This is a genomic window from Streptomyces sp. NPDC059785 (assembly GCF_042732375.1).
In the GTDB taxonomy this organism is placed as follows: Bacteria; Actinomycetota; Actinomycetes; order Streptomycetales; family Streptomycetaceae; genus Streptomyces.
Window position 1 is genome coordinate 61316 of record NZ_JBHWHV010000041.1, and the last position, 22023, is coordinate 83338.

Genomic DNA, 22023 nt, shown 5'->3' on the forward strand with positions numbered 1-22023 from the left:
GCCGGGGCCGCGGACGACCGGGGTCCCGGCCCCGCCGCTGCCCGGCGGCGGTCAGCCCTGCTGGAAGAGCTCCGCGGGCAGCGGCTTCAGCAGCGCGTACAGATCGTCGGTGATGGGGCGGTCCCAGGCGGCGATGGTCACCAGGACGTTGTCGCTGCGGTCGAACTGGACGCAGGAGATCCGGCCCTCGGAGAGCTTCAGGCGGCGCACGATCAGCAGGTTGTCGCCCTGCATCACCGGGATGTCCTCGCTGCCGACGACGGTGACCTCCTCCTCGTTCTCCAGCGCGAGCAGGAGCTGGGCCACCTCGAAGGGGACCTCGCCGTCGGCGACCTCGCGGGCCTGTGATCCCTCCGGCAGATTGCCGATGATCATCGCCGGGCCGCGCCCGCCGAACAGGTCGTAGCGCAGGAAGACGCCCTGGCAGCTTCCGTCGGGGGCGGGCAGCAGGCCCGCGCCGAGGTTGCCCGGCCAGTCGCCCGGGTCCATGGCCAGGACGTCGAAGTCGGGCCCGGCGGGCGTGGCGCTGCGGCGGCGGAGGAAGGACATGCCGCAATGGTACGTGCACGGGCGCGTGAGCGGTCCTGCGGGCGCTAGGGTGCCGGGCTTCCAGCGAGCGCCGCCGCCAGGCCCGTACGGTCCGTGCCGACCTTGCGGTAGACGGCCGACAGCAGGCGCACCACGGTCGGCACGTCGGTGCGCAGTTCCTCGGCGGTCCTGGCCTCGGACAGGCCCTGGACGGTGAGCGCGGCGGCCGTGCGTTCGCGGGCGGTGAGGGTGTCCGTCTCGGTGCCGTGCAGGCGGCGCGGGCGCAGTCCGGCGGCGGCCAGCTCGTCGCGGGCGTCGTCGGCCAGTCCGTCGGCGCCGCACTGCACGGCGGCGTCGAGCCCGCGGTAGAGCGGTTCGGCGGCCTCCGCGGGGCGGCCGGTGCGGCGCAGTTCGGTGCCGAGCGCGACGAGGGCGCAGGCGAGTTCGTAACCGGCCGGGGAGCGCTCCAGGTGGGTGACGGACTCCTCGAAGAGTTTGACGCGGGCCGAGCCGGTGGAGACCTCGGCGGCGGCACGCAGGGCCTGTCCGATGCCCGAGGGCGTGCCGAACTGCCGGGCCCGGCCGACCGCTTCGCCCGCCGTGCCGATCGCGCGGTCCGGGGCGTCGTGGCGTTCGGCGCGGGCGAGGTGGAGCCGCCAGGGGCACCAGGCTGGGTTGCGCATGCCGCGCGGGTCGAGACGGCGTCCGGCCGCCGCCAGTTCGGCGGCGGCGTCCCCGGTCAGACCGCGGGCGAGGAGCAGCTCGCCGTGCACGGTCTGGGCGTCGGGGAAGACCACGGCGGCCGGGAAGGGCGCGGCGAACGCGTACTCCTCGGCGGTCCTGGCGGCCTCGGCGATCCGGCCGCGGGCCAGCAGCACCTCGATCAGCACCCCGACGGCGTACCAGTGGGCGGGGGTGCCGGGCCCCACCCGTTCGGACAGGCGCAGGCCCGCGCGGACGAAGTCCTCGGCCTCGGCGAGCCGGCCGCGGCGGTAGCGCACGTACCCGAGCAGGGTGTAGCCGAAGGACAGGTGGCCGCCGTGCCAGCCCTGGGCCTCGAAGTCGGCGATCCCGGCGGCGAACAGTTCCTCCGTGCGGCCGGGGCGGTCGGCGTAGGTGAAGGTGAGGGCGACCAGGACGGGGACCTCGAAGCCGCGCTCGGCCTCGGCCCAGCCGAGGCCGCCGGCGAGGGCGCGTTCGGCGTGCCGGAGCGCGACGGGGGCGGGTTCGCCGCGCAGGGTGGCGTCCCAGGCGCGCAGGCCGATGATGTAGCGCTCGGTGAGGTCGCGGCCGCCCAGCCGGTCGGCGAGCCTGGTCAGCCGGCGGGAGCGGGCGGGGTGCGCGGGTTCGTCGGCGCGGAAGGCGTCCCACATGAACTGTTCGGCCTGCATCCGCAGCCGTACGTGCGGGTCGGCGGTCACCTTGATCTCGCGGGCGAGGGTCTCGGACGCCTCCACGAGGCGGTCGCTGTGGGCGAGGACCTGGGAGAGCCGGTAGACGATGTGGTGGCGCAGCTCCGGGTCGTTGACGGTCTCGGCCAGGGCGGCGCGCAGGTGGTTGACGGTGGTCGCCGGTTCGGTGAGCAGGGAGGCGCAGCCCAGTTCGTACAGGACGGCGGCCCGGTCCTCGAAGGGCGGGGGCTCGCGCAGGGCGCGGGCGAGATAGCGGCGGGCGGTCTCCGGGGCGCCCGCGCGCCGGGTCTCCTGGGCGGCGGCGCGCAGTTGCCCGACCACCCAGGTGTCGCCCTCGGGGTGGGTCTCGAGGAGGTGCCGGGCGGCGGCCGACGGGCCGAGGCCCGCGTCCACGACGCACCAGGCGGCCTGGCCGTGCAGCGCGACGCGGAAGCCGCCGGGGATGGCGCGGTAGACGGCGGTGGCGATCAGCGGGTGGACGAATTCGAGGGTGCCGGCGCCGGTGAGGACGCGGGCGCCGCGCAGGGTGTCGGCGGCGTCGGCGGCCTCCTCGGCGCCGAGCCCTGCGACGGCGGCGGCGAGGGCCGGGCGGATCTCGGTGCCGAGCACGGCGCAGGCCCAGGCGAAGCGGACGGTGGAGGTGCCGAGCCGTTCGAGCCGGGCGATCAGGCCGCGGCCCTTGACCGCGGCGGCCAGGTCGCGCAGCAGGTGGGCGCCGGCCTCGGTGGGGGCGAGTCCGCGGTCGTGCACCTTGGCGGTCAGTTCGACGGCCTCGAAGGGGTTGCCCGCGGTGACCGCCCAGCACTCGCGGCAGAACGCGTCGTCGGCCTGGGTGCCGAGGCTCTCGCGGACCAGCCCGGCGACCGCGGCGGCGCTGAGCGGTTCGAGGTCGAGGGGGCGCTGTCCGGCCCTCCCCGGCAGCCGCCTGAACGACTCGGCGTGGTCGGGGAGTTCTTCGGGCCGGTAGGCGACGACCAGCAGCAGCGGCAGTTCCTCGGCGCGCGGGGCGAACGCGGCGAGCCAGCTCAGGGACTCCGGGTCGGCCCAGTGCGCGTCGTCGAGGGCGAGCACCATCGGGGCGCGCCGCACCGCGAGGTGGGTGAGGACCCAGTCGAGTCCGTCGCGCAGGCCCTGCTGGTCGGGCGGGGCGCCCTCGGCGGGGGCGCACAGGCCGAGCGCGGGCCCGACGATGGCGTACCAACTGCCGAGCGAGGAGCGCAGTTCGGACGCGGTCAGGCCGACGAGCCGGGGTTGCAGCAGTTGCCTGGCCACGTGGAAGGCGACGCCCTGCTCCTGGTCGCCGCCGCGGGCGGCGAGGACGGTGCAGCCGAGGGCGGTGGCGCGGCGCCGGATCTCCGCGAGGAGCGTGGTCTTGCCGAGGCCGGCCCGGCCGGCGAAGGCGAGGAGCGCGCCGCGCGGGCGCTCGGACGGCTCGCCGCCGTCCGGGCGCACGCCGGTGAGCTCCGCCAACGCCTGGTCGGCGGCGGTGAGTTCGCTGTCGCGCTCGAAGAGGACGCGGCGGCTGTGTGCGATGCGCTGGACCATGGGGCACCCCCTGTCACGGCGGCGCTGCCGACGTGTGGAGCGGGTGCGCACCGTGACCTACAGGCACTTCAGCCTACGCCCGCGGCCCGACGCCCGAGCCCGTACGGCCATACTGCCCGGTCCCGTCCACGCCCCTCTCGATCACCGCCCGTCCCGTGGGGCCGGGCGGGATCGGGCGGTCTTCCCGTGACGCCGGTGGTCGTCGGTCACTCGCCCGGCACCGTCGTGCCGGACGGTCGCCGCGAGGGCGGACACGAGCCGCGTGCCCCGTCCGGGCCGCCGCCCCGGCCCGGCTCCGGCGGCCCGCCGGCCAGGGCCTCGGGTCAGTCCTCCTCGGCGGGAGCCGGTGGTACCACCGCGACCGGGCTCGTCGCGTGCAGCAGGACGGCCTGGGTGACCGAGCCCAGGAGGCGGACGGGGGAGAACAGGCGTCTGCGGTGGCGGCCGACGACGACGAGGTCCGCGTCCGGGGAGGCCGCGACGAGATGGCCCGCCGCGTCGCCCGCGGGCACGGACACGTCGACGCGGAGATCGGGGTGCCGCTCGCGGTGCGGTTCGACGAGGTCCTCGGCCAGGGTGCGGGTCGCTTCCTCGACGGCGTCGCTGTCCAGGGGCGCGGAGGCGAAGTCGCCGGGCGCCGTCCAGGCCGGTACGGGCCACGGGTACGCGGCGATCACGTGCACCCGGGCCTTGCGCCGGGCCGCCTCGGTGAACGCGAAGGTCAGGGTGGCGTCGTCGGGGTGCTCCACGTGCACGCCGACGACCACGCGCGGCCCCGCCTCCACCACGGGCGCGTCCGGCACCTCGCGGCCCGGCCGCTCCACGACGACCACCGGGCACTCGGCGTCACGGGCCGCGGCCATCCCGTTGGAGCCGAGCAGCAGACTGGCGAAGCCGCCGCGCCCGCGCGAGCCGAGCACGAGGAGCTGGGCACCGGAGCCGAGTTCCGGGATCACCGCGCCCGGGGCGCCTTCGAGGGCGAGGTACTCCACGGCGGGCCGGTCGGGCAGCCCCAGGTACTCGGCCGCGGGCCGGTAGGGGCGGCTCTCCAGATGCGTACGCACCTGGTCGAGGACCGGATCGTCGACGGGGTCGGGTGGTCCGGCGACCAGGACGTCGGGCTGTCCCCACGCCGCGTACTGCCGCACGTGCACCACGCGCAGCGGGGCCTCGCGTACCCGGGCGGCGTCCAGGGCCCATTCCAGGGCGCGCAGGCTGTCGTCCGATCCGTCGACCGCCACGATGACCGGTGGGGTGCTCATCTCACTCCTCGCCTTCGGTACGAGACCTTGATCAACCGCTTCCCCGGCCAGCCTGACTCACGCGCGGGTCGCGGCACGGCGGCGAGGGCCGCGTGTTCGCGTGTTCGCGGAAAAGTGTCGTCTCCGAAGGCGTTCACGGACGGACGCCCCTCCCCTGGGTCATGGGAGAGGGGCGGGGGTCAGCCGCCGTGCGCGCCGCCCGTCCTCACGTCAGGTCGAACTCCCCTTCACGCGCCCCGGAGACGAAGGCGCCCCACTCGGCGGGTGTGAAGATCAGGGAGGGACTCTCGGGCCGGCCGCTGTTGCGCATCGCGATGAAGCCCTCGACAAAGGCGATCTGGACGTCTCCCCGTCCTCGGCTGCTGGACTGCCACTCGGCCTTGCTGAGGTCCAGCTCAGGCTTGTCCCAGCCCGCGAGCGGGTGCTGCTCGATGGTGCTTTCGGCCACGTCCGTGCTCCTCCCGGTTCGTCGTCCGCCGCCAGCCTAGCGATCGGGTCCGGCGCCCGACAGGCCACGTGGGGTGAGGACTTCAGGTGGCCGGGGGTGCGGCGCCCACCAGCCACATCGAGAAGAACTGGGAGCCGCCGCCGTAGGCGTGCCCGAGCACCCGGCGGGCCCCGTCCACCTGGTGTTCTCCGGCCTGTCCGCGCACCTGGAGGGCCGCCTCGGCGAACCGGATCATGCCGGAGGCGCCGATGGGGTTGGCGGAGAGCACCCCGCCCGACATGTTGACGGGCAGGTCCCCGTCCAGCTCGGTCACCCCGGACTCGGTGAGTTTCCAGCCCTCGCCCTCGTCGGCGAAACCGAGGTTCTCCAGCCACATCGGCTCGTACCAGGAGAACGGGACGTACATCTCGACGGCGTCGATGTCGCGGCGCGGGTCGGCGATGCCCGCCTGCCGGTACACGTCGGCCGCGCAGTCCTGGCCGGCCCGCGGCGAGACGAAGTCCTTGCCCGCGAAGAGGGTCGGTTCGCTGCGCATCGCGCCGCCGTGCAGCCAGGCGGGCGGCTGGGGCGAACGGGCCGCGCCCGCCCGGTCGGTGAGGATCATCGCGCACGCCCCGTCGGAGGACGGACAGGTCTCCGAGTAGCGGATCGGGTCCCACAGCATCGGCGAGGCACGGACCTTGTCCAGGGTGATGTCGTGCTCGTGCAGATGCGCGTACGGGTTCAGGAGCGCGTTGCGGCGGTCCTTGTAGGCGACGAGGGAGCCGACGGTGTCGGGGGCGCCGGTGCGCCGCATGTAGGCGCGGACGTGCGGGGCGAAGAAGCCGCCTGCCCCGGCGAGCAGCGGCTGCTGGAAGGGGATCGGCAGGGACAGGCCCCACATGGCGTTCGACTCCGACTGCTTCTCGAAGGCGAGGGTCAGCACGGTGCCGTGGACGCGGGCGGCGACGAGGCTGGTGGCCACGAGCGCCGTGGAGCCGCCGACGGAGCCCGCCGTGTGGACGCGGAGCATCGGCTTGCCGACGGCGCCCAGCGCGTCGGCGAGGTACAGCTCGGGCATCATGACGCCCTCGAAGAAGTCGGGCGCCTTGCCGATGACGACGGCGTCGATGTCGGCCCAGGTCAGCTCGGCGTCGGCCAGGGCACGCACGGCCGCCTCCCGGACCAGACCGGCGAGGGAGACGTCCCGGCGCGCGGCGACGTGCTTGGTCTGGCCGATGCCGACGACGGCCACGGGCTCCTTGCTCATCGGGCGTCCCCTTCCAGTACGGCGACCAGGTTCTGCTGGAGGCAGGGCCCGGAGGTGGCGTGCGCGAGCGCACGGTCGGAGGCGCCGCGGTGGACGCGGGCGGCGGCCTCGCCGACACGGATCAGTCCCGCGGCCATGACGGGGTTGGCCGCGAGCGCTCCCCCGGAGGGGTTCACGGCCACGTCGTCGCCGAGCCGCAGCGCCCTGCGCAGGACGATTTCCTGGGAGCTGAACGGCGCGTGCAGTTCGGCGGTGTCGACGGGGCGTTCGAAGGCGCCGGCCTTCTCGGCGGCGAGCCGCGCCGAGGGCGAGTCGGTCAGGTCGCGCACGCCCAGGGAGTGGGCCTCCGTGCGGTGGTCGATGCCGCGGATCCAGGCGGGCCGCTCGCACAGCTCACGGGCCCGGTCCCCGGCCGCGAGGATCACGGCGGCGGCGCCGTCCCCGACGGGCGGGCAGTCGCCGGTGCGCAATGGGCGTACCAGGTAGTCGCCGTGGGAGACGTCGCCGCGCAGCTGGGCGTGCGGGTTGGCGGTCGCGGCCTCGCGGCTGCGGGCGGCCACCGCGGCGAGCGCCGGTTCGTCCGTGGCGCCCGCGTCGATGAGCGCCTGCGCCTGGAGCGCGGCGAGCGCCACCGAGTCCGGCCACAGCGGCGCCAGGTAGTACGGGTCGAGCTGCCGGGTCAGGACGTCCCGTACGGAGCCGGGCGAGGACTTGCCGTACGCGTAGACGAGCGCGGTGTCGGCGTCGCCGGTCAGCAGTTTCACCCACGCCTCGTACAGCGCCCAGGCGCCGTCCATCTCCACGTGCGACTCGGAGACCGGCGGCCAGGCGCCCACGCCGTCGAGCGCCATGGTGAAGGAGAAGGCGCGGCCCGCGAGGTAGTCGGAGGAGCCGGAGCAGGTGAAACCGATGTCGCTCGTCTTCAGTCCGGTGCGGTCGAGCACGTCGTGCAGGACCGGCAGCAGCATCTCGACCTCGGACAGCTCGTCACTGGTGCGCCGGTGATCGGTCTGCGCGAAGGCGACCACCGCGATGTCCCGCGTCACAGCAGCTCCTTGTACGTGTCGTAGTCGGCGTCGGGCTCGCCGGCCGGCCGGTAGTGGTCGGGATGGCGGGCGCCGTCCGTCCACACCGGTTCGACGCGCAGGCCCATGCGCACCTGGTCGTAGGGGATGCCGCCGATCCGGCCGTGCAGTGCGAGATCGGCGCCGTCGAGCGCGATGTGCGCGTAGACGTAGGGCACTTCGATGTCCAGATTCGCCGTGTGAGCAGCCTTGATGTTGACGATGCAGTACGTGGTGACCGTGCCGCGCGGGCCGACCTCGACCTGCTCCCCGGTGGCGACGCCGCAGGTGGGGCAGGCGCCGCGGGGCGGGACGTAGACCTTGTGGCACTCGGGGCAGCGTTCGCCGACGGTGCGCCGCTCGGCGAGGGCGCGCAGGTAGCGGGTCGTGGCGCGGCCGGGCGCGTAGGTGTAGTCGAGGCGTGCGGGGGCGACGATGCCGGTCACCATGTCCGCGAACCGGCCGTCGTGGGCGGCCGGTTCCGCCGCGGTCGGGGCCTGCGCGTCGTCGTACGGCTCGAAGCAGGCGATGTCGGTGATGGCGCCGGAGCGTTCGGCGGCCCAGCGGACGCGGACCCGCAGGCCGGTGCGCACGGCGTCGGGTCCGGGCGCGTCGAGGGCGTGCAGCAGCGCGGTGTCGGTGCCGTCGAGCCGTACCAGGACCCAGGCGAACGGGGTGGCGAGGGGCTGCCCGGGGCGCGGTGCGTGGTTCCAGGCCCAGGTGGTGACCGTGCCGGTGGGTGCGACCTCGACCAGGTCGCGCAGCTCCTCGGCGGTGACCGGGTCGTACTCGACGGGCGGGACGAGGGTCCGGCCGTCGGTGGTCCGCACGCCGAGCACGACGCGCTCGCGCAGCCCGGTGAGGAAGGCGCTCTGCACGGGGCCGAGCGAGCGGGTGAAGGGGAACTCCACGACGAGGGGCGCTTTGAGTACGTCGGCTTCGGGCATCGCTGGTGCCTCCTTGGGAGTCAGGCGCGCCGGTAGACGGGCGGGCGCTTCTCGGCGAAGGCCCGGGCGCCTTCCTTGGCGTCGGCGGTGTCGAAGACCGGCCAGCCGCGTTCCAGTTCGGCCGCCAGGCCCTCGGTCTCGGTCAGGGCGGCGGTCTCGTACACGGACGCCTTGACGGCCTCGACCGCGAGCGGTCCGCAGGCGTTGACCTGCTCGGCGATCCCCAGGGCCGCTTCCAGTGCGGTGCCGTCCGGCACGACGCGGCCGATCAGGCCGATGTCCGCGGCCTCGCGCGCGCTGTACGGGCGCCCGGTGAGCAGCATCTCCAGGGCGTGGGTGCGCGGGATCTGCCGCTGGAGGCGGACCGTGGAGCCGCCGATGGGGAAGAGCCCGCGGCGGACCTCGAACAGACCGAAGGTCGCCGACTCGCCGGCCACCCGGATGTCGGTGCCCTGGAGGATCTCGGTGCCGCCCGCCACGCAGGCGCCCTCGACGGCGGCGATCACCGGTTTGCGCGGCCGGTGGTGGCGGAGCATCGCCTTCCAGTGCAGGTCGGGGTCGGCCTTCAGCCGGTCCCGGTACGACTCGCCTTCGAGACCCCTCCCGGCGAGGGCCTTGAGGTCCATGCCCGCGCAGAACGCGCCGCCCGCCCCGGTGAGCACGATCGACCGCACGTCGTCGTCCTCGTCGGCCGCCAGCCAGCCGTCGTACAGGCCGACCAGCATCGGCAGGGAGAGCGCGTTCTTGCTCTCGGGCCTGTTGAGCGTGAGCACCAGTGTGGCGCCTTCGCGCTGCACGGTGAGGTGTTCGGTACCGCCCATCGCCGTCCTCCCGTCTGCGGAACGAGAACAGGTTGCAGGAGCCTTGCTGCCAGGACAAGGGTTTTCTGACACTCAGTCAGATTACTTGCGCCGCGCCCCTTCCCAGTGGGGTCCCGCTTTGCTCTGATGACCGACGAAGACGAGCGACGGCCGAGGAACCGGTGGATGCCAGGCGCGCCATGGGGTCAGGAGGAGCCGTGGAGTACAACCTTGCCGACCTGTTCGAGTCGGTGGTCGACGTGGTCCCCGGCCGGGAGGCGCTGGTGTACGTCGACCACCCGGGCACCGGCGCCGAACGCCGGCTGACCTACGCGCAGCTCGACGCGGCGGCCAACCGGCTCGCCCACCATCTCGCCGACAGCGGCCTGCGCCCCGGCGAGCACCTCGGGCTGCACCTCTACAACGGCGTCGAGTACGTACAGACCGTGCTCGCCTGCCTGAAGGCCCGCCTGGTGCCGGTGAACGTCAACTACCGCTACGTCGAGGAGGAGTTGGCGTATCTGTACCGGGACGCGGATCTGGTGGCGCTGGTCTTCGACGCGGAGTTCGACGACCGGGTGGCGGCGGTGCTGCCGCGCACGCCGGCGCTGCGGCACCTCGTCCGGGTGGGGGCGCCCGCACCCGCTGCCACCGGGCCCGACGCCGCCCCGGCGGCATCCAGCCCGACGGCATCCGGCCCGCTGCCCGCCGTCGCCTTTACGGACGCCGAGGCCGCGGGCTCGCCCGAGCGGAGCTTCCCGCCGCGCTCGGCGGACGACCTGTTCATCATCTACACCGGCGGCACGACCGGGATGCCCAAGGGCGTGATGTGGCGGCACGAGGACCTGTTCTTCGCGGGCCTGGGCGGCGGCGCGCCCACCGGGGAGCCGGTCGCGCGCCCGGAGGAACTGGCCGAGCGCGTCGCCGCCGGATCGGCGGGTCTGACCTTCTTCCCCACTCCCCCGCTGATGCACGGCACGTCCACCCTCACCACGTTCATCGCCTTCCACTTCGGCCAGCGCGTCGTGATCCACCGCAAGTACGTGCCCGAGGAGGTCCTGCGGACCATCGAGAAGGAGAAGGTCAGCAGCGTGTCGCTGGTCGGCGACGCGATGCTGCGCCCGCTCGTCGACGCGCTGGGCGGGCCCATGAAGGACACGGACTGCTCGTCCCTGTTCAGCGTGTCGTCGTCCGGCGCGATCATGTCGGAGACGGTGCGCCGGCAGTTCCAGGCCCTGGTACCGAACGCGCTGCTGCTGAACAACTTCGGGTCCTCGGAGTCCGGGTTCAACGGCACCGCGACCGCGGACTCGGGCCCGGAGAAGGGCTTCCGGATCGAGGTCAACTCCCGTACGCGCGTGGTCGACCCGGTCACCCACCGGCCCGCGGTCCCCGGCGAGCCGGGCCGGATCGCCCAGCGCGGCCACGTACCGCTCGGCTACTACAACGACCCCCGGACCACCGCCGAGACCTTCTTCCAGCTCGACGGCGAGCGCTGGGTGCTCCTCGGCGACATGGCCCTCGTCGACGAGGACGGCGTCGTCACCGTCCTCGGGCGGGGCTCGCAGTGCATCAACACCGGCGGCGAGAAGGTGTACCCGGAGGAGGTCGAGCAGGCCCTCAAGTCCCACCCCGACGTGTACGACGCGCTGGTCGCCGGGGTGCCGGACGAGCGGTGGGGCAACCACGTGGCCGCGATCGTGCAGCTCCGCGAGGGCACGGTCCGCGCACCGACCCTGGAGGAGATCCAGACCCACTGCCGCGCCCACCTCGCGGGCTACAAGGTGCCGCGGCAGCTCGTCGTCACGGACGCCGTCCAGCGCTCCCCCAGCGGCAAGGCCGACTACCGGTGGGCACGGTCGGTGGCGACCCGCGCGGCGCGCTGACGCGGTGCCGCCGGGCAGAAAACGTAGGCCGGCCTCTTGCACGACGCCGACCGGCCTGCATTACTGATCCCGAACACAGCGACCGAATGATCGGTCGCCCGTAATGGTGCGGTTGGTGAGGGAGAAGTCGCCATGGTGGATCCCACGGGCTCCGAGGACCTGCTGGACGCGGCGGAGCGGCTCGGCCCCGAGGAGCTGCGGGTCTTGCAGACCGAGCGGCTGCGGGCGTCGCTGCGGCACGCGTACGAGAACGTGCCCTTCTACCGGCAGTCCTTCGACAAGGCGGGCATCCGCCCCGAGGACTGCCGGACCCTCGCCGACCTCTCCCGGTTCCCGTTCACCGTCAAGGCCGACCTGCGGGAGAACTACCCGTACGGGATGTTCGCGGTGCCGCAGGAGCGGCTGCGGCGCATCCACGCCTCCAGCGGCACCACCGGCCGCCCCACGGTCGTCGGCTACACGGAGAACGACCTGTCCATGTGGTCCGACATGGTGGCCCGCTCGCTCCGGGCGGCGGGCGCCCGCCCCGGCGACAAGGTGCACGTGGCCTACGGCTACGGCCTGTTCACCGGCGGCCTCGGCGCCCACTACGGCGCCGAACGGCTCGGCTGTACGGTCATCCCCGCGTCCGGCGGCATGACGGCCCGGCAGGTGCAGCTCATCCGGGATCTCGGGCCCGAGATCATCATGGTGACGCCCTCGTACATGCTCACGCTCCTCGACGAGTTCGAGCGGCAGGGCGTCGACCCGCGCTCCACCTCGCTGCGCGTCGGGGTCTTCGGTGCCGAGCCGTGGACGGAGCGGATGCGGCGGGAGATCGAGGAGCGCTTCGCGATCGACGCGGTCGACATATACGGGCTGTCCGAGGTGATCGGCCCTGGCGTCGCCCAGGAGTGCGTGGAGACCAAGGACGGGCTGCACGTCTGGGAGGACCACTTCTATCCCGAGGTGGTGGACCCGGTCACGGGCGAGGTGCTGCCGGACGGCGCGGAGGGCGAGCTGGTCTTCACCTCGCTCACCAAGGAGGCCATGCCCGTGATCCGCTACCGGACCCGGGACCTGACCCGGCTGCTGCCCGGCACGGCCCGGGTCTTCCGGCGCATGGAGAAGATCACCGGGCGCAGCGACGACATGGTCATCCTGCGCGGGGTCAACCTCTTCCCGACCCAGGTCGAGGAGATCGTGCTGCGTACGCCCGGCGTCGCGCCGCACTTCCAGCTCCGGCTGACCCGCGAGGGCCGCCTCGACTCCCTCACCGTGCGCGCGGAGGCCCGCGCGGGCGCCGGCCCGGAGACCCGCGAGGCCGCCGCCCGCGCCATCGCGGCGGGCGTGAAGGACGGTATCGGGGTCTCGGTCGCCGTGGAGATCGTCGAACCGGAGTCGCTGGAGCGGTCGGTGGGGAAGATCAAGCGGATCGTGGACCTGCGCCCGAAGTAGGGTCCCCGGGTGCCGCGTTCCCGGATGCCGGGTCAGCGGGTGGCGGGTCAGCGGGTGTCGAACCGGTCCCTCAGCTCGCGCTTGAGGATCTTCCCGCTGGCGTTGCGCGGCAGTTCGTCCACGAAGAGGATCCGCTTCGGCGCCTTGAAGTGGGCGAGGTGCTCGCGGGCGTGGGCGAGGAGTTCCGCCTCGGTGACCTCGCCCCGGGGGACGACGACCGCGGTGACGGCCTCGATCCAGCGGTCGTCGGGGAGGCCGACGACCGCCACCTCGGCGACCGCCTCGTGCGTGTAGAGGGCGTCCTCCACCTGCCGCGAGGCGACCAGTACGCCGCCGGAGTTGATGACGTCCTTGACCCGGTCCACGACGGTGAAGAAGCCCTGCTTGTCGCGCACGGCGAGGTCGCCGGAGTGGAACCAGCCGCCGCGGAAGGCGTCCGCCGTCTCCCCGGGCTTGTCCCAGTAGCCCTCGCACAGCTGCGGTGAGCGGTAGACGACCTCGCCCTGCTCGCCGTCGGGCACGTCCGCGCCGGACGCGTCCACGACCCGGGCCTCCACGAAGAGCACGGGCCGGCCGCAGGAGTCCATCCGGCCCTTGTGCTCGCCGGGGCCGAGGACCATGGCGAGCGGGCCGATCTCGCTCTGTCCGAAGCAGTTGTAGAACGCGAGCCCGGGCAGCCGCTCCCGCAGCCGTTCCAGGACCGGCACCGGCATGATCGACGCGCCGTAGTACGCCTTGCGCAGCCCGCTCAGGTCGCGGGTGGCGAAGTCGGGCCGGTTCGCGAGGCCGATCCACACGGTGGGCGGGGCGAAAAGGCTGTCCGCGCGGCCCGCCTCCACCAGGTCGAAGATCCGCCCGGCGTCCGGCGCGTCGAGGATGACGTTCTCCGCGCCGACCGCGAGGTAGGGCACCAGGAAGACGTGCATCTGCGCCGAGTGGTACAGCGGCAGCGAGTGCACGGGCCGGTCGCCCGCCTGGAGGTCGAGCGCGGTGATGGCGCTCAGGTACTCGTGCACCAGGGCACGGTGGCTCATCATCGCGCCCTTGGGCAGCGCGGTGGTGCCCGAGGTGTACAGCAGTTGCGCCAGGTCCTCGGCGCGCGGCTCGGGACCGTCGTACGGAGCGGCAGCGGCCAGGCGGGTCAGCAGCGTGTCGTCCGTATCGCGCAGAGGCAGGACGCGGGTGCCCTCGGGCAGGTGGTCCGCGAGGTCCGGGTCCGCCAGGACGAGCGCGCAGCCCGCCTGGCGCACGATGTACGCCAGGTCGTCGCCGGTGAGGTTCTGGTTGACCGGTACGTGCACCAGGCCGGCGCGGGCGCAGGCCAGGAAGCCGATCAGGTACGCGTCCGAGTTGTGGCCGTAGGCGCCGACGCGGTCGCCGTGCGCGAGGCCCGCGTCGAGCAGCGCGCGGGCGGCCCGGGAGACCGCGTCGTCCAGTTCCGCGTAGGTCCAGGAGCGGTCCCGGTAGTGGATCGCGACACGCTTCGGGGTCCGGCCCGCGCTGCGGCGCAGCACGCCGTCCACCGTGACACTCCGCCCCGCCGTCGCACCCGTCGTCAGACCCGCCGTCATGACCTGCTCCTTCGTCCGCCCGTCCGGCGCGATCCTCCTGGTGGGCATGGAGTCGGGTCAAGACGTGGGGTCGGCAGGACGCTTGGGCGGTGCGCGTGCGTGCCCTACACGTTGCGCGTGCGGCCCTCCCAGTACGGGTCGCGCAGGCGGCGCTTGTACAGCTTGCCGTTCGGGTCGCGGGGCATCTCCTCGATGAAGTCGACGCTCCTGGGGCGCTTGTAGCCGGCGAGCTGCCGCTCGCAGTGGGCGAGGACGTCAGCGGCCAGGGACGCGTCCGGTGCGTGGCCGGGGGCCGGTTCCACGACGGCCTTGACCTCCTCGCCCCAGTCGTCGTGCGGGATGCCGAAGGCGGCGGCGTCGGCGACGGCCGGGTGGCCGAGCAGGACGGACTCGATCTCGGCCGGGTAGATGTTGACGCCGCCCGAGATGATCATGTCGATCTTGCGGTCCCGCAGGAAGAGGTAACCGTCCTCGTCCAGGCAGCCGAGATCGCCGACGGTGAAGAAGTCGCCGATGCGGTTCTTGCGGGTCTTGGCCTCGTCCTTGTGGTACGAGAAGCCGCCGGTGGTCATCTTCATGTAGACGGTGCCGAGTTCGCCGGGCGGGAGCCGGCTGCCGTCGTCGTCGAAGACGGCGAGTTCGCTGATCGGCCAGGCGCGGCCGACGGTGCCGGGTTTCTTCAGCCAGTCCTCGGCGGTGGCGAAGGCCCCGCCGCCCTCGCTCGCCGCGTAGTACTCCTCCACACTGTGGCCCCACCATGCGATCATCGCCCGTTTCACGTGGTCGGGACACGGGGCCGCACCATGGATGGCGTGCCGCATCGACGACACGTCGTAGCGCGCCCTGACCTCCTCGGGCAGCGCGAGCAGCCGGTGGAACTGGGTCGGCACCATGTGGGTGTGCGTGCACCTGTGCCGGTCGATCAGCCGCAGCATCTCCTCGGGCGTCCACTTCTCCATCAGCACCAGGCGGTGGCCGATGTGCAGGGACGCGCCCGCGAACTGGAGTACCGCCGTGTGGTAGAGCGGCGAGCAGACCAGGTGCACGTTGCCGTCGAAGGGCCTGATGCCGAAGATGCCGAGGAAGCCGCCGAGGTACGCCTCCTCGGGCGGCTTGCCGGGCAGCGGGCGGCGGATGCCGCGCGGGCGGCCCGTGGTGCCCGAGGTGTAGTTCATGACCCAGCCCAGGGTGCGGTCCTCGGGCGGCGACGGGCTCTGTCCTTCGAGGAGTTCGGGGTACGGGCGGAAGCCGTCGCAGCTCTCCGGGTCGCCGATGACGTACCGGTGCGTGGCCGGGAGTCCCGCCTCGTCGGCGGCGAGTCGTGCGGCGTCCGCGAAGCGTTCGTGTGCGATGAGCACCTTCGCGCCCGAGTCGGCGACGATCCAGGCGATCTCCGGTCCGACGAGGTGGTGGTTGACGGGGACCAGGTAGAAACCGGCCTGCGAGGCGGCCAGGTACGCGGTGAAGAACTCGACTCCGTTGGGCAGCACGACGGCGAAGGCGTCGCCCCGGGCCAGTCCCGCGGCGCGCAGGCCGTGTACCAGCCGGTTGACCTCGGCGTGCAGGCGTCCGGCGGTCCACTCCTCGCCGTTCGGGGCTACGAGCACCGTACGGTCGGGGTTCTGTGTGGCCTGGGCCCAGAATCCGGTGGGTGCGGGTGCGGGTGTGGTCATGACCCGTTCCTTCCGGCTACGCGGACAACGCGGTCCACCGCCCGTTCGAAGCCGCGGGTCAGGTCGTCGAAGACCGCCTGGACGCCGCGTTCGCTGTTCATCCGCCCGACGATCTGGCCCACGGGGGTGCCCAGGAGTGGTTCGACCTCGTACTTCTGGATCCGGGTGAGAGCGTCCGCGACCAGCAGGCCCTGGAGGGGCATGGGGAGCGTGCCGGGTCCCTCGGGGTCGTCCCAGGCGTCGGTCCACTCGGTGCGGAGCTGCCGGGCGGGCTTGCCGGTCAGAGCTCGGGAGCGGACGGTGTCGCCCGAGCCCGCGGCGAGCAGTTTGCGGGTCACCGCGGGCGAGTGCATGTCGGCCTCCGTGGTGGTCAGCCAGAGCGAGCCGAGCCAGACGCCCTGGGCGCCGAGCGCGAACGCGGCCGCGATCTGCCGTCCGCTGCCGATGCCGCCCGCCGCGAGCACGGGCAGCGGGTCGACGGCGTCGACCACCTCCGGCGTCAGCACCATCGACGCGATCTCCCCGGTGTGCCCGCCCGCCTCGTACCCCTGGGCGACCACGATGTCGATGCCCGCCGCCGCGTGCTTGCGCGCGTGCCGGGCGCTGCCCGCGAGCGCCGCGACGGGGATGCCCTTGGCGTGGGCGCGTTCGATGACGTCGGCCGGCGGTGAGCCCAGCGCGTTGGCCAGCAGCTTGACCGGGTAGTCGAAGGCGACGTCCAGCTGGGTGCGGGCGACCTGTTCCATCCAGCCGGTGATGCGCCAGCCGGACTCCTCGCCCTCGGCCAGTTCGGGCACGCCGTACTTGGCGAGGGTGTCCCGTACGTACTGGCGGTGCCCCTCGGGGATCATCGCCTCCACGTCGGCCTCGGTGACGCCCTCGACCTTCTTCGCGGGCATCACCACGTCGAGTCCGTACGGCCGGTCGCCGACGTGGTCCTGCATCCAGTCGAGGTCGCGCTTGAGGTCGTCGGGGGCCGTGTAGCGGACCGCGCCGAGCACGCCGAATCCGCCCGCCCTGCTGATGGCCGCGGCGACGGCCGGGAAGGGCGTGAAGCCGAAGACGGCGTGCTCGATTCCCAGGTGCTTGCTCAGCTCCGTCTGCATGGGCGCAGGATGCCGTAGCCGGCGGGAGTACGGAAGACTCTTTCTGATGCTCCGTCAGCTTTATCGGGCGGGCTGTTACGGTGCGTGGTCCTCCAGGCGCTCCAGCACCGACATCGCCGCGTTGTGGCCCGGCACCCCGCTCACGCCGCCGCCGCGTACCGCTCCCGCTCCGCACAGCAGGACGTTGGCGTGGGCGGTCTCCACGCCCCAGCGGCCGGTGTCCTCCCGCGCGTACGGGAAGGCCAGGTCTCGGTGGAAGATGTTGCCGGCCGGCAGCCGCAGGTCCCGCTCCAGGTCCAGCGGCGACTTCGCCTCGATGCACGGCCGCCCCTCCGCGTCCGTCGCCAGGCAGTCCGCCAGCGGTTCGGCCAGGTGCGCGTCGAGCTGCGCCACCGTCGACTTCAGCAGTTCCTCGCGTACGGCGTCGTGGTCGCGGGCGCGGGCGAAGAGCCGGGCCGGTGTGTGCAGGCCGAACAGGGTGAGGGTCTGGTAGCCCTGCTCGGCCAGGTCCTCGCCCAGGATCGACGGGTCGGTGAGCGAGTGGCAGTAGATCTCGGAGGGCGGCGCGGTCGGCAGCCTGCCGGACGCGGCCTCGGCGTGAGCGGTCGCCAGTTGTCCGTAGCCCTCGGCGATGTGGAAGGTACCGGCGAACGCCTCTCGCGGGTCCACGGCGGTGTCGCGCAGCCTGGGCAGGCGGGTGAGCAGCATGTTCACCTTGAGCTGTGCGCCCTCGGCGGGGGTGGGGGGCGGGTCGCCGAGCAGTGCGGCCAGCTCTTGCGGCGAGGCGTTCACCAGTACGTGCCGGGCCGCTACTCGTTCTTCGCCTGCCGCTCCCCGGTGGGTGATCTCGGCCGTGCTGCCGTCCGTCTCGATCCGTACGGCCTCCCGGCCGGTGGCGATCACCGCGCCCGCGTCGCGCGCCGCGGCGGCGATCGCGTCGGTCAGCGCGCCCATGCCGCCGACCGGCACGTCCCAGGAGCCGGTGCCGCCGCCGATGACGTGGTACAGGAAGCAGCGGTTCTGCCGGAGCGTGGGATCGTGGGCGTCGGCGAAGGTGCCGATCAGGGCGTCGGTGAGGACCACGCCCCGGACCAGGTCATCGGCGAAGGCACTCTCGATCGCGGTCCCGATCGGTTCCTCGAAGAGGGTGCGCCAGGCGTCCTCGTCGTCGATGCGGCGGCGCAGTTCGGCTTTGGTGGGCAAGGGTTCGGTGAGTGTCGGGAACACTCGCTGGGCGACCCGGGCCGTCATACCGTAGAAGCGTCGCCAGGACTCGTACTCGCGGTCGGAGCCGGTCAGGCGGGCGAACGCCTCACGGGTGCGCCGCTCGCCGCCGCCGACCAGCAGGCCGGTGGCGCGCCCGGCCCGCTCGACCGGGGTGTACGAGGAGATGTCGCGGCCGCGGACCCGGAAGTCGAGGTCCAGGTCCCGCACGATCTTCCTGGGCAACAGGCTGACCAGGTACGAGTAGCGGGACAGGCGGGCGTCGACGCCGGCGAACGGGCGGGTGGAGACGGCGGCGCCGCCGGTGGCGTCCAGCCGCTCCAGGACCAGGACCGATCGGCCGGCCCTGGCCAGGTAGGCGGCGGCGACCAGACCGTTGTGGCCGCCGCCGACGATCACGGCGTCGTAACCCTGGTGTGCAGGCAGAGGCAGCATGGCTCTTGGTAGCACGCGGTGATCCGGAGCGGCCAGAGGTGGTGCGGGGGTGTCGCCGTGCGGGCCAGGTGGTGCCCTTGTCCGCCGGTGCGCCTCGTGTCGGGGTGGGCCGGGGCCGTGCGACGGCGGCTGCGTGAGGGGGGAGGGCCGGGGGGTGGGTGGCGGCGGGGGCACGTGCAGCAAGGCGTCAGCGGCTGCCCGTCCGGCGGTTCTGGCGGAGCGCTGCGACTCTGCGGTAGAGCTCCACCGCCTCTGCGCCGCGGCCCAGTTGTTCCAGGCAGTGGGCCTCGTCGTTGCGGCTGGACAGGGTGTCGGGGTGGTCGGGGCCCAGGGTTTGTTCGCGGGCTGTGGCCACCCGGCGGTATTCGGTGAGGGCGTCGGCCCAGCGGCTCAGCCAGCCCAGGCCGACGGCCACCTCGCGGTGGCTGACCAGGGTGTCGGGGTGGTCGGGGCCCAGAACGCGTTCGCGGATCGCGCTGACGTCCCGGGCCTCCGCGAGGGCTTCCTCCCAGCGGTTCATGCGGCCGAGGTTCACGCCGAGGCCGTGCCGGGCGCGCAGGGTCTCCGGGTGGGCCGGGCCGTGTACCCGGGTGCGGTCGTCGACCAGGGTGCGGTAGAGCTTGAGGGCGTCGGCGCTGCGGCCCAGGCGGCCGAGGCTGATGCCCACCTCGTAGCGGGCGGCGAGGGTGTCGGGGTGGTCGGGGCCGAGTGCCCCGGCGCGTGCCTCGGCCACCTCCTGGTAGGTGCGCAGCGCCTCCGGCCAGCGCCCGAGCTGGCCCAGCGCGTACGCCACCTCGTACCGCGTGACCAGCGTGTCGGGGTGTTCCGCGCCGAGGATGCGGGTCCTCGCGTCGGCCACCTCGCGGGCCATGCGGTGGGAATCCTCCAGGCGGCCCAGGCGGCTGAGGTTGAAGGCCAGGTTGTGGCGGCAGCGCAGGGTGTCCGGATGGTCCGGGCCCATGGTCCGCTCGCGGGCGGCGAGCACGGTCGTGTACGCCTGGTGCGCCTCGAAGTGCCGGCCGAGCCGCCCCAGTACGTAGGCCATCTCCTGCCGGGCGGCGAGGGTGTCGGGGTGGTCGGCGCCGAGGAGCCGGGTCCTGGCCTCGGCGACGTGCCCGTACTCGCGCAGGGCGTCCGCCGGGCGGCCGGTGCGGCTGAGGGTGAAGCCGACCTCGTAGCGGCTGGCGAGGGTGTCGGGGTGGTCGGGACCGAGGAGGTGCTCCCGTTCGGCGGCGACGGCCCGGTGCACCTCGCCCGCCTCCGTCCAGCGGCCGAGCCGCCCGAGGCTGAGCCCGGCGTTGTGCCGGCCGGTCAGCGCGGTCACCGTCTCCGGCGGCGGGTCGGGGCGCTCGGCGGGCGGTTCCTGTACGGGGCCGGTGAGCGGGCGGGCGATCCACTCGCCGCTGAGCCCCGCCGCGGTGTCCGGCGGGGTCTGCCGCAGCCCGGCGCCCGCGGCCTTGTGACCGGTCGTCATACCCCGGGTCCAGGACGGCAGCCGTGACGCGGGGCGGGGGCGGGGCACGGCGGCGGGCGGGAACCTGACGGGGGCGGACATGACCGTGGGCGCGTAGCGCGGCGCGCTTCTTCCCGAGACGATCCGGCGGCGCAGTTCGTGGGCGTCACCGGGGCGTTGGCCGGGCTCCTTCGCGAGCAGGTCCAGGATGATCCGCTCGACGTATTCGGGCAGGTCGGAGCGGTGGCTGCGCGGTGGCTCGGGCGGGGTGTCGCGGTGGCCGACGAGCACGGCCCAGGCGTCGTCCAGGTCGAAGGGCGGCACCCCGGTGGCGATCTCGTACAGCACGCAGCCAAAGGAGTACAGGTCGCTGCGCCGGTCCACCCGCGTGCCGCTGATCTGCTCCGGCGACATGTAGTGCGGGGTGCCCATCGCGATGCCCGTGCCGGTCAGGCGCGCGGTGACGCCGATGTCGTGGCCGAGGCGGGCTATGCCGAAGTCGCAGATCTTCACCGTGCCGTCGGTCAGCCGCATGATGTTCGCCGGTTTCAGGTCCCGGTGCACGATGCCCTGCTGGTGCGTGTACGCCAGGGCGGCCGCCGTCTGGTCGGCGATGTCCACGACGTCGTCCACCGGCAGCGGGTGGTGCTTGTTGTCCTCCAGGAGCTGGCTGAGGTTGCGGCCCTCCAGCAGCTCCATGACCAGGTACAGGCCGCCCTCGTACTCGCCGAAGTCGTGGACGACCGTCACTCCGCGGTGCTGGAGGGCCGCGGCGACCCGGGCCTCGCGGCGGAACCGTTCGCGCAGGACGCGGGTGAAGGACTGGTCGTGATGGGGGCCGAGCGGCTTGAGGCACTTCACGGCGACCCGCCGGCCGAGCGACTCGTCCCGCGCCCGCCAGACCTCGCCCATCCCACCGCGCCCGATCAGTTCGAGCAGCCGGTAACGGCCCTGGATCAGCTTGCAGTCAGCCATCTCGTGCGCTCGCCCCCGCCCCCGTCGCCGCTCAGCACCGCGTCCGAACCCGCGCCCTCCCCCAGGCCCGTCCAGTATGGCGAGTTATCTGCCGACTTTGTACGGTGCCGGACGCGAGCCGGGGCCGAGCCGTGACATGGCGCGGAGAATGTGTTTGGGCGGCAGTTGCCAGCGCAGACGTGCGGGAACGCCGCGCAGCGAGGTGCCCGTGGCACGCAGCCGCCGCGTCACCGCGGCGGGCGGCGGAGCCGGTCTGCCGTACAGGTCGTGGGCGTACGGCGGCAGTGCGGCGTAGGCCAGCTGCGCCACGCGCCGCCACAGCAGCGCCCGCGCCGGGACCAGCAGGGGGTGCGTCGGCGGGCGGAGCAGGAAGTCGTCCACGGTACGTGCTTCGGTCCCCGCGGCCAGTTCCGGCCGTGTCTTCACGAAATACGCGGTGAGTTCCGCCTCGTCCGCCGGGACGGCGCCGGGGTCCAGGCCCACCAGGCGGGCGCTGACACGGTGTTCGGCCACGTAACGGTCGGCCTGCGCGTCCGTGAGCCGGAAACCGGAGCGGCGTACGACGTGCAGGTACGAGTCGATCTCCGCGCAGTGCACCCACAGCAGGAGCTCCGGTTCGTCCACCCCGTAGCGCTCGCCGGTGTCCGGGTCGGTCGCCCCCAGCATGCTGTGGATCTTCCGCACCCGGGCGCCCGCCCGCTCGGCCGCCTCCGTGGTGCCGTACGTCGTGGTCCCCACGAAGGCCGCGGTGCGCATCAGCCTGCCCCAGGCGTCGCGCCGGAAGTCGGAGTTCTGCATGACGCCGCGGACCGCCCGGGGGTGCAGCGCCTGGAGGTACAGCGCGCGGATGCCCGCGATCCACATCATGGGGTCGGCGTGCAACTGCCAGGTCACCGACTCGGGGGTGAACAGGCCCGGGTCGGCCCCCGGCCGGGGGCGGTCCGTCCGCTCCGTGTGCATGGCGCCATGTGACCATGGGGGGCGGCTGTCGACAAGGCGGCCGGGGGC

The 22023-nt window shown here is 73.5% G+C and carries 16 protein-coding genes; 2 read left to right on the forward strand and 14 right to left on the reverse strand.

Annotated features, from left to right (window positions below):
• Nucleotides 1–51: 51 nt before the first annotated feature.
• The 8 genes from ACFV6E_RS27855 to ACFV6E_RS27890 all read right to left on the reverse strand — a co-directional run bounded on the left by ACFV6E_RS27855 (nt 52) and on the right by ACFV6E_RS27890 (nt 9276).
• The gene (locus tag ACFV6E_RS27855) at nt 52–549 is read right to left on the reverse strand and encodes a hypothetical protein (protein WP_385168593.1); all 498 of its coding nucleotides are present in this window, start codon (nt 547–549) and stop codon (nt 52–54) included.
• 44 nt (nt 550–593) lie between these two features.
• The gene (locus tag ACFV6E_RS27860) at nt 594–3485 is read right to left on the reverse strand and encodes an ATP-binding protein (RefSeq protein WP_385465299.1); all 2892 of its coding nucleotides are present in this window, start codon (nt 3483–3485) and stop codon (nt 594–596) included.
• Nucleotides 3486–3808: 323 nt separating this feature from the next.
• Nucleotides 3809–4747 carry a universal stress protein gene (locus tag ACFV6E_RS27865; protein ID WP_385168597.1) on the reverse strand — a complete coding sequence of 313 codons (939 nt, stop codon included), beginning with the start codon at nt 4745–4747 and terminating at the stop codon, nt 3809–3811.
• Between the two features lie 205 nt (nt 4748–4952).
• Nucleotides 4953–5195, reverse strand: coding sequence for a DUF397 domain-containing protein (locus ACFV6E_RS27870; RefSeq protein WP_385168600.1), 243 nt, complete (start codon nt 5193–5195; stop codon nt 4953–4955).
• Between the two features lie 82 nt (nt 5196–5277).
• Entirely contained in the window at nt 5278–6444 is a 1167-nt protein-coding gene (locus ACFV6E_RS27875) for a thiolase domain-containing protein (protein ID WP_385465301.1), read from the reverse strand.
• Nucleotides 6441–7490 (reverse strand): thiolase domain-containing protein, encoded by a 1050-nt coding sequence (locus ACFV6E_RS27880; RefSeq protein ID WP_385168604.1) that lies wholly within the window; start codon nt 7488–7490, stop codon nt 6441–6443. Before ACFV6E_RS27880 ends, ACFV6E_RS27875 begins: the two co-directional genes overlap by 4 nt.
• Nucleotides 7487–8455 carry a Zn-ribbon domain-containing OB-fold protein gene (locus ACFV6E_RS27885; RefSeq protein ID WP_385465303.1) on the reverse strand — a complete coding sequence of 323 codons (969 nt, stop codon included), beginning with the start codon at nt 8453–8455 and terminating at the stop codon, nt 7487–7489. Before ACFV6E_RS27885 ends, ACFV6E_RS27880 begins: the two co-directional genes overlap by 4 nt.
• A gap of 20 nt (nt 8456–8475) precedes the next feature.
• Nucleotides 8476–9276: a crotonase/enoyl-CoA hydratase family protein gene (locus ACFV6E_RS27890; protein ID WP_385168609.1), complete on the reverse strand. Its 801-nt coding sequence runs from the start codon at nt 9274–9276 to the stop codon at nt 8476–8478.
• A 197-nt stretch (nt 9277–9473) separates the two neighbouring features.
• Between ACFV6E_RS27890 and ACFV6E_RS27895 the strand changes: the two genes are divergently transcribed.
• A complete protein-coding gene (locus ACFV6E_RS27895; protein ID WP_385168612.1) occupies nt 9474–11141 on the forward strand; it encodes an acyl-CoA synthetase in 1668 nt (555 codons plus the stop codon).
• 132 nt (nt 11142–11273) lie between these two features.
• Entirely contained in the window at nt 11274–12578 is a 1305-nt protein-coding gene (gene paaK, locus ACFV6E_RS27900; protein ID WP_385465306.1) for a phenylacetate--CoA ligase PaaK, read from the forward strand.
• A gap of 47 nt (nt 12579–12625) precedes the next feature.
• On the opposite strand, the gene ACFV6E_RS27905 is transcribed toward paaK, so the two are convergent.
• The 6 genes from ACFV6E_RS27905 to ACFV6E_RS27930 all read right to left on the reverse strand — a co-directional run bounded on the left by ACFV6E_RS27905 (nt 12626) and on the right by ACFV6E_RS27930 (nt 21975).
• Nucleotides 12626–14149, reverse strand: coding sequence for an acyl-CoA synthetase (locus tag ACFV6E_RS27905; protein WP_385168617.1), 1524 nt, complete (start codon nt 14147–14149; stop codon nt 12626–12628).
• 104 nt (nt 14150–14253) lie between these two features.
• Nucleotides 14254–15822 carry an acyl-CoA synthetase gene (locus ACFV6E_RS27910; protein ID WP_385465309.1) on the reverse strand — a complete coding sequence of 523 codons (1569 nt, stop codon included), beginning with the start codon at nt 15820–15822 and terminating at the stop codon, nt 14254–14256.
• Nucleotides 15819–16928 (reverse strand): NAD(P)H-dependent flavin oxidoreductase, encoded by a 1110-nt coding sequence (locus tag ACFV6E_RS27915; protein WP_385168622.1) that lies wholly within the window; start codon nt 16926–16928, stop codon nt 15819–15821. Before ACFV6E_RS27915 ends, ACFV6E_RS27910 begins: the two co-directional genes overlap by 4 nt.
• Before the next feature lie 75 nt (nt 16929–17003).
• Entirely contained in the window at nt 17004–18587 is a 1584-nt protein-coding gene (locus ACFV6E_RS27920; protein WP_385465312.1) for a phytoene desaturase family protein, read from the reverse strand.
• Nucleotides 18588–18774: 187 nt separating this feature from the next.
• The gene (locus ACFV6E_RS27925; RefSeq protein ID WP_385176001.1) at nt 18775–21015 is read right to left on the reverse strand and encodes a tetratricopeptide repeat protein; all 2241 of its coding nucleotides are present in this window, start codon (nt 21013–21015) and stop codon (nt 18775–18777) included.
• 84 nt (nt 21016–21099) lie between these two features.
• A complete protein-coding gene (locus tag ACFV6E_RS27930) occupies nt 21100–21975 on the reverse strand; it encodes an oxygenase MpaB family protein (RefSeq protein ID WP_385465315.1) in 876 nt (291 codons plus the stop codon).
• Between the last annotated feature and the right edge of the window lie 48 nt (nt 21976–22023).